General features: G+C 68.5%; 6 protein-coding genes. All 6 read right to left on the reverse strand.

Annotation, left to right across the window (positions count from 1 at the left end):
• Window positions 1-1,340: SPFH domain-containing protein (locus AC14A7_RS10960; protein ID WP_484008957.1), on the reverse strand; the 1,340-nt coding region annotated here is incomplete at its 3' end.
• A 74-nt stretch (window positions 1,341-1,414) separates the two neighbouring features.
• On the reverse strand, window positions 1,415-2,860 hold the full coding sequence (locus AC14A7_RS10965) for a phytoene desaturase family protein (protein ID WP_484008959.1): 1,446 nt from the start codon (window positions 2,858-2,860) through the stop codon (window positions 1,415-1,417).
• The gene (locus AC14A7_RS10970; RefSeq protein ID WP_484008961.1) at window positions 2,857-3,849 is read right to left on the reverse strand and encodes an SDR family oxidoreductase; all 993 of its coding nucleotides are present in this window, start codon (window positions 3,847-3,849) and stop codon (window positions 2,857-2,859) included. The genes AC14A7_RS10965 and AC14A7_RS10970 overlap by 4 nt, the downstream gene beginning before the upstream one ends.
• Window positions 3,846-4,283: an SRPBCC family protein gene (locus AC14A7_RS10975; protein WP_484008963.1), complete on the reverse strand. Its 438-nt coding sequence runs from the start codon at window positions 4,281-4,283 to the stop codon at window positions 3,846-3,848. The genes AC14A7_RS10970 and AC14A7_RS10975 overlap by 4 nt, the downstream gene beginning before the upstream one ends.
• Window positions 4,284-4,353: 70 nt before the next feature.
• The gene (gene ppk2, locus AC14A7_RS10980; RefSeq protein WP_484008965.1) at window positions 4,354-5,154 is read right to left on the reverse strand and encodes a polyphosphate kinase 2; all 801 of its coding nucleotides are present in this window, start codon (window positions 5,152-5,154) and stop codon (window positions 4,354-4,356) included.
• On the reverse strand, window positions 5,154-5,641 hold a 488-nt coding region (locus AC14A7_RS10985), incomplete at its 5' end, for a diacylglycerol/lipid kinase family protein (protein ID WP_484008967.1). The genes AC14A7_RS10985 and ppk2, both read right to left, overlap by 1 nt.

Genomic DNA, 5,641 nt, shown 5'->3' on the forward strand with positions numbered 1-5,641 from the left:
GTGCCGTCGCTCGAGAGGATCGTGAGGTTCGAGATCGCCGCGAGCGGCTCGGATGCGGCGCGCACGATCGCGGGCAGCTGGTCGATGATCTGCTGGCGCAGCAGGTCGCCGGAGCGGGCGTTGAGCGCCTCGGCGCGCGCCTTGGCGGACTCCGCCTCGGCGTTGCCCTTCACACGGATTGCCTCTGCCTCTGCCTCGCCTTCGGCGCGCAGTGCCTCCGCAGCCGCAATACGGCGGTTCTTCTCGGCAATACCCTCGGACTCGACCGCCTCTGCCGCGCTGCGGCGACGGTTGCGCTCTGCCAGACCTTCGGCTTCGACGGCCTCGGCCGACGAACGACGCGAGTCACGGTCAGCGTTGGCTTGTGCCACGGCTGCCGTCGCTGCGGCCTCGGCCTTCTTGGCGATGGCGTAGGCCTCGGCGTCGGCCACGGCTCGGATCTCGGCGTCGAGCTCCTGCTTGCGCAGGCCGACGCGCTTGCCCGCGGTGATCTCCTGCTGAACCACGACCTCCTGCTGGGCGATCGCCTCGGCGAGGGGGCGCGCAGAGTCTGCCTCTGCGCGCGCCTTGTCGGTCTCCTTGAGGATCTCCGCGTTGCGCAGATCGAGCTGGCGCTGCGACTCGGCGACGGCCTGCTCCGCCTTGATGCGTGCCTCTTCTGAGGCCTGGCGGGAGACGGACTCCGCGATCTCTGCCACCTGCTTCACGCGCGCCGCCTCGGCACGGCCGAGGTCGCGGATGTAGCCGTTGTCGTCGTCGATCTCCTTGATCTGCAGCGTGTCGATCTGGAGACCCTGCACGTCGAGCGAATCGCGCACGGCCTCGAGCACCTGGCCCTGCAGGGCGGAGCGGTTGGTGATGATCTCTGTCACTGTCAGCTGGCCGACGATGGAGCGCACCGATCCGCTCAGCACCTCCTCTGTCGACGACTCGATCTGGTCCTGCTGGTTGAGGAACCGCTGGGCAGCGGCACGCACCATCGACTCGGATCCGCCGACCTTGACCACGGCGACCGCGTTGACCTTGATGGTGATCGCGTCGCGGGTCTGCGCGGTCGCCTGCACGTTGAGCTGGCGGCTGCGCAGGCTGAGCTTGAAGTGCGCCTCGACGATGGGCTTCACGAAGACCCGGGAGCCGAAGACCACGCGCTGGCCGGCGTTGCCCTCCCCGTCGGGGTCGGCAGCGACCTTCTTCTGGCGCGAGGTCACGATGATCGCCTCATCGGGCTTGGCGACCTTGATGCCGGTGAGCAGCACGATCAGCACGATGACCGCCACCACCACGATGGCGGCGACCACGAAGAAGGTGGTGGATTGGGACTGGAGTTCGGAGAAGTCCATCATCGGCCTTTCAGTCGGCGAGCCGCGTGAGTACGAGCTGAGCGCGACTTAAGTATGACGGAGATCACGCCGACTCAGGAACGGAGATCGATCGAGGCCCCGTCAACGCCGAATTCGTGCCGGAGCGCGCTGAGGGCAGCGCGCCAGCCGACGAGGCCATGCACCCCGGGGCCGGGGGCCGCCGACGACGACGCGAGGTAGACGCCGCGCTCCGGCGTGCGCCACGGATCCGCCGAGAGAACCGGCCGGGCAACCAGCTGGCGGAAGCTCGCCGCACCTGCCGCGATGTCGCCGCCGATGTAGTTGGGGTTGTATGCCGCCATTTGCTGCGCGGTCGTGCTCACCGAGGCGAGAACGAGATCCCGGAATCCCGGTGCGAAGCGCTCGAGCTGCGCGGTGACGGCCTCGGTCGGATCGACACTCGAACCGGCGGGAACGTGCGTATAGGCCCAGAGCACGTGCTGGCCCTCGGGGGCGCGACCGCGATCGAGGATCGAGGGCTGGGCCACGAGCACGTACGGATCGTCAGGATGCCGCCCGGCCGCGACATCCCGCTCTGCTGCCGCGATGGCCGCTCGTGTGCCGCCGACGTGCACGGTGCCGGCGCGACGAAGGTCGGCATTCGCCCACGGAACGGGCCCAGACAATGCGAAGTCGACCCTCGCCGCCGCATTGCCGTAGCGGAACCGACGAAGGCGTCGCTCGTACCTCGGCGGCAGCTCGACGATCGAGGCGAGCGCGCGCGGCGTGGTGTCGAACAGGGCGGCAGCATGGCTCGGCAGCTGCGCGAGCGACTCCACCCGCACCCCGGTATGGATGCTGCCGCCGTGCTGCAGCAGATCCGCCGCCATCACGTCGACGATCGCCTGACTGCCCCCGACGGGGATCGGCCAGCCGTGACCGTGCGCGTAGGCACCGAGGGAGAGGGCCGCGCCCGCGGTGGCAAGGCTCGGCATCGGCAGGATCGAGTGCGCCCCGACCCCGGCCAGCATGGCGGGGGCCGCGTCGTCGTCGAACCGGAGGTTCCAGGCCGGCGAGCCCTGCTCGAGGGCGCGGAGTGCGAATCGCGCGGCCGTGACCGGATGCCGTGGCACGCGAAGCAGGCTGCCGCCGGTGAACTGCGCCACCTCGTCCGCTCGCTCTGCCAGCGGCCCCATGAGGGAGCGCCACGCGCGGCCGTCGCGACCGAGGCCGTCGACGGTGCGGTCGAGGTCGAGCCAGGCGATGCCGGCGCCGCCACCGTCGAGCGGGTGGCCGTAGGAGACCTCCGGCACGATCAGCTCGATGCGACGCTCCAGTCCGAAGAGCTGGAAGAACTCGCTCGCGAGCGCCATGGGATGCACCGCAGAGCACACATCGTGGTGGAATCCGGGAAGGGTCAGCTGCGCCGTTCGCGCTCCCCCGCCGATGCTCTCTGCCTGCTCGTAGACAGAGACGCGGAGTCCAGCGCGGGCGAGCGTGAGGGCGGCGGCCAGTCCGTTGGGGCCGGCTCCGATGACGACCGCGTCGACATCCGTCATCGCTTCTTCAGCAGCCCGACCACGAGAGCCGCGCCGATGGCGCCGAGCGCCACTCCTGCTGCGGCGACCACGGGACGGTTGCCAATGGCCCACACCGCCGGTGACGAGTCGTGGGAGCGGTCGCTGAAGAGTCCACGAGCGCCCTGGTCACCGGCCACCGGCTGGTAGAGGTTCGTGGGGAGCATGGGGTCCTTGGTGTCGGGCGACTGCTGGCCGTCATAGCCGGTACTGGCAAGATACCGGTCGAGCAGCGGCGCGAGGAACCTGTTGCCGAGCACCGTCGCATAGGTCGACTCCCCCACCCAGGTGCTGCGCCGCGGCTTTCGTGCGACGTCGGCGACAACCCGCGCACCAACCTCCGGCTGCCAGATCGGTGGAACCGGCTGCGGGTGGTTCGGCAGCTGCGACTTCACCCAGTTGAACTGGATGGTGTTGAGCGCGGGCATGTCGACCATCGACACCCTCACCGCGCTGCCGTTGTGCAGCAGCTCGGTGATGACCGACTCGGTGAAGCCCTTGGCCGCGTGCTTCGAGGCGCAGTACGCCGCCTGCAGCGGAATGCCGCGGTGGGCAAGAGGCGAGCCGATCTGGACGACGTGACCGGAATCCCGCGGCACCATCCGCGACAGCGCCGCGCGGGTTCCATTCACCACCCCGAAGTAGTTGACGGCGGTGGCCCGCTCGAAGTCCTCTGGATCGGTGCTGAGGAACTCCCCGAAGACGCCGACCATCGCGTTGTTCACCCATAGGTCGATCGGCCCGAGCTCTGTCTCCACCCGGTCGGCCGCCCACTCGACGGCGAGACGGTCCGCGACATCGGTGGGGATGCCGAGGCCCCGTGCACCGAGCGCCTCGACATCGTGCACCGCGCCATCCAGTCCGTCCTGCCCCCGAGCGAGGATCGCCACGTCGTAGCCGCGCGCGGCGAGCTCACGCACGATGGCACGACCGAGTCCGGCGCTGCCCCCTGTGACCACGGCGATGCTCATGACGCACGCCCCTCGGCGATGAAGGCGAGCCTGCGCAACGTCTCGACGTTGCGCGCGTGGAGGAACACGTCGAGAAGCGCGCTCGGGAGGATGCTCGCCGGTCCCTTCTGCGCCTTCTCCTGGATTCGCACTATGCAGCCGCTCGCACGCGGCCGAACCTCGATTGTGACGAGCGCCTCCCCGACCGGCCAGCCCTTCGGACTGATCACCGCGCGCCGCGGCGGATCCCACTCGCGCACGACGGTCTCGTCGTTGAGCAGCATCGGCCACACGCCGAACGAGTGGTGCAGCTTCGATCCCTCGGCAGGCCAGACCTTCTCGACCTCGCGCATGCGGCTGGCGCCGACCACCCAGGTCGGATACAGCCAGCCGTCGGCGAGCACATCGAACACATCGTCAGGACTGCAGGCCATCAGCCGCACGTTGGAGGACATCCCCTCACGGTAGGCGTGGTGTCTGAAAACCGCGTGGGGTTGCGGTTGCGGCGTGAGCCGCTATGGGCGGCTAGGTCTTGCGAAGCCCCGCGGCGTGGTCGGGAACGAAACGCTGGCCGTCGATGTCCGGCCGCTCGTAGCTGTCGGACCCGGGCCGCTTCGGAAAATCGATGGGCTCCGGCTCCGACTGCTCCCATGGCACCTGCGAGAGCAGGTGGCTGATCGCATTGAGTCGCGACGCCTTCTTGTCATCGCTCTCGATGGTCCACCATGGGGCCTCTGGGAGGTCGGTACGCGCGAACATGGCGTCCTTCGCCCGCGAGTAGTCCTCCCATCGCGTGATCGACTGCAGGTCGGTCTCCGACAGCTTCCAGCGGCGCACGGGATCAGTGAGTCGCTTCTTGAACCGCTTCTCCTGTTCCTTGTCCGACACAGAGAACCAGTACTTGACCAGCAGGATGCCGTCGTCGACGAGCATGCGCTCCACCTGCGGCACATGGTCGAGGAACCGCTCGTACTCCTCCTCGGTGCTGTAGCCCATCACCCGCTCCACCCCCGCGCGGTTGTACCAGGAGCGGTCCATCAGCACGATCTCGCCAGCCGCAGGGAGGTGGGCGATGTAGCGCTGGAAGTACCACTGCGACTTCTCGCGGTCGGTCGGCTGCGGAAGAGCGACGACGCGGGTCGACCGGGGGTTGAGATACTGCACAATCCGCTTGATCGCGCCGCCCTTGCCGGCAGCGTCTCGTCCCTCGAAGATGACCAGCACGCGCACGCCGTTGGCGATCACCCACTGCTGCATGCTGACGAGGTCGACCTGAAGTCGGGCGAGCTCCTTCTCGTATGCCTTCTTCGGCACGCGCTTGCCCATCAGGCGGCCTCGTCTGCCGGCACCATCACACGCAGCGCGCCCGGCTCGATGGAGACGGTGAAGCCGGTCGTCTCACCGAACGGCTCCCCGTCGAGCTCGATCTCCTCCGGTTTGCTCAGGCGCACCTCGAGCGTCTTGCCCTGCTTGTAGTCCATGGATGCGATGTCGACGCCAGAGAGCCTCCTGCCGAGCGCAGTGCGACGCACGACACCGTTCTCCCAGAACACCTTGAAGGCCACCGAGAACCATCCGCGGATGGTCTCCGGCTTGAGCACGACGACGTCGAGCAGGCCGTCGTCGACGGCCGCATCGGGAAGCAGGAGGATGTTGGCCGGCAGCGAGCCGCAGTTGCCGATGATGATGGCGGTCGCCCGGTCGCTGTGCCGACGCCCTCCATCGAGCTGGTGTCCGACCCGAAGCGCCGACGAGTCGCGCAGCGAGGTCACGAGTGCTCTGGCGTAGGCGAGCCATCCGACCTTCTTCTTCA

This window comes from Conyzicola sp., assembly GCF_057073975.1.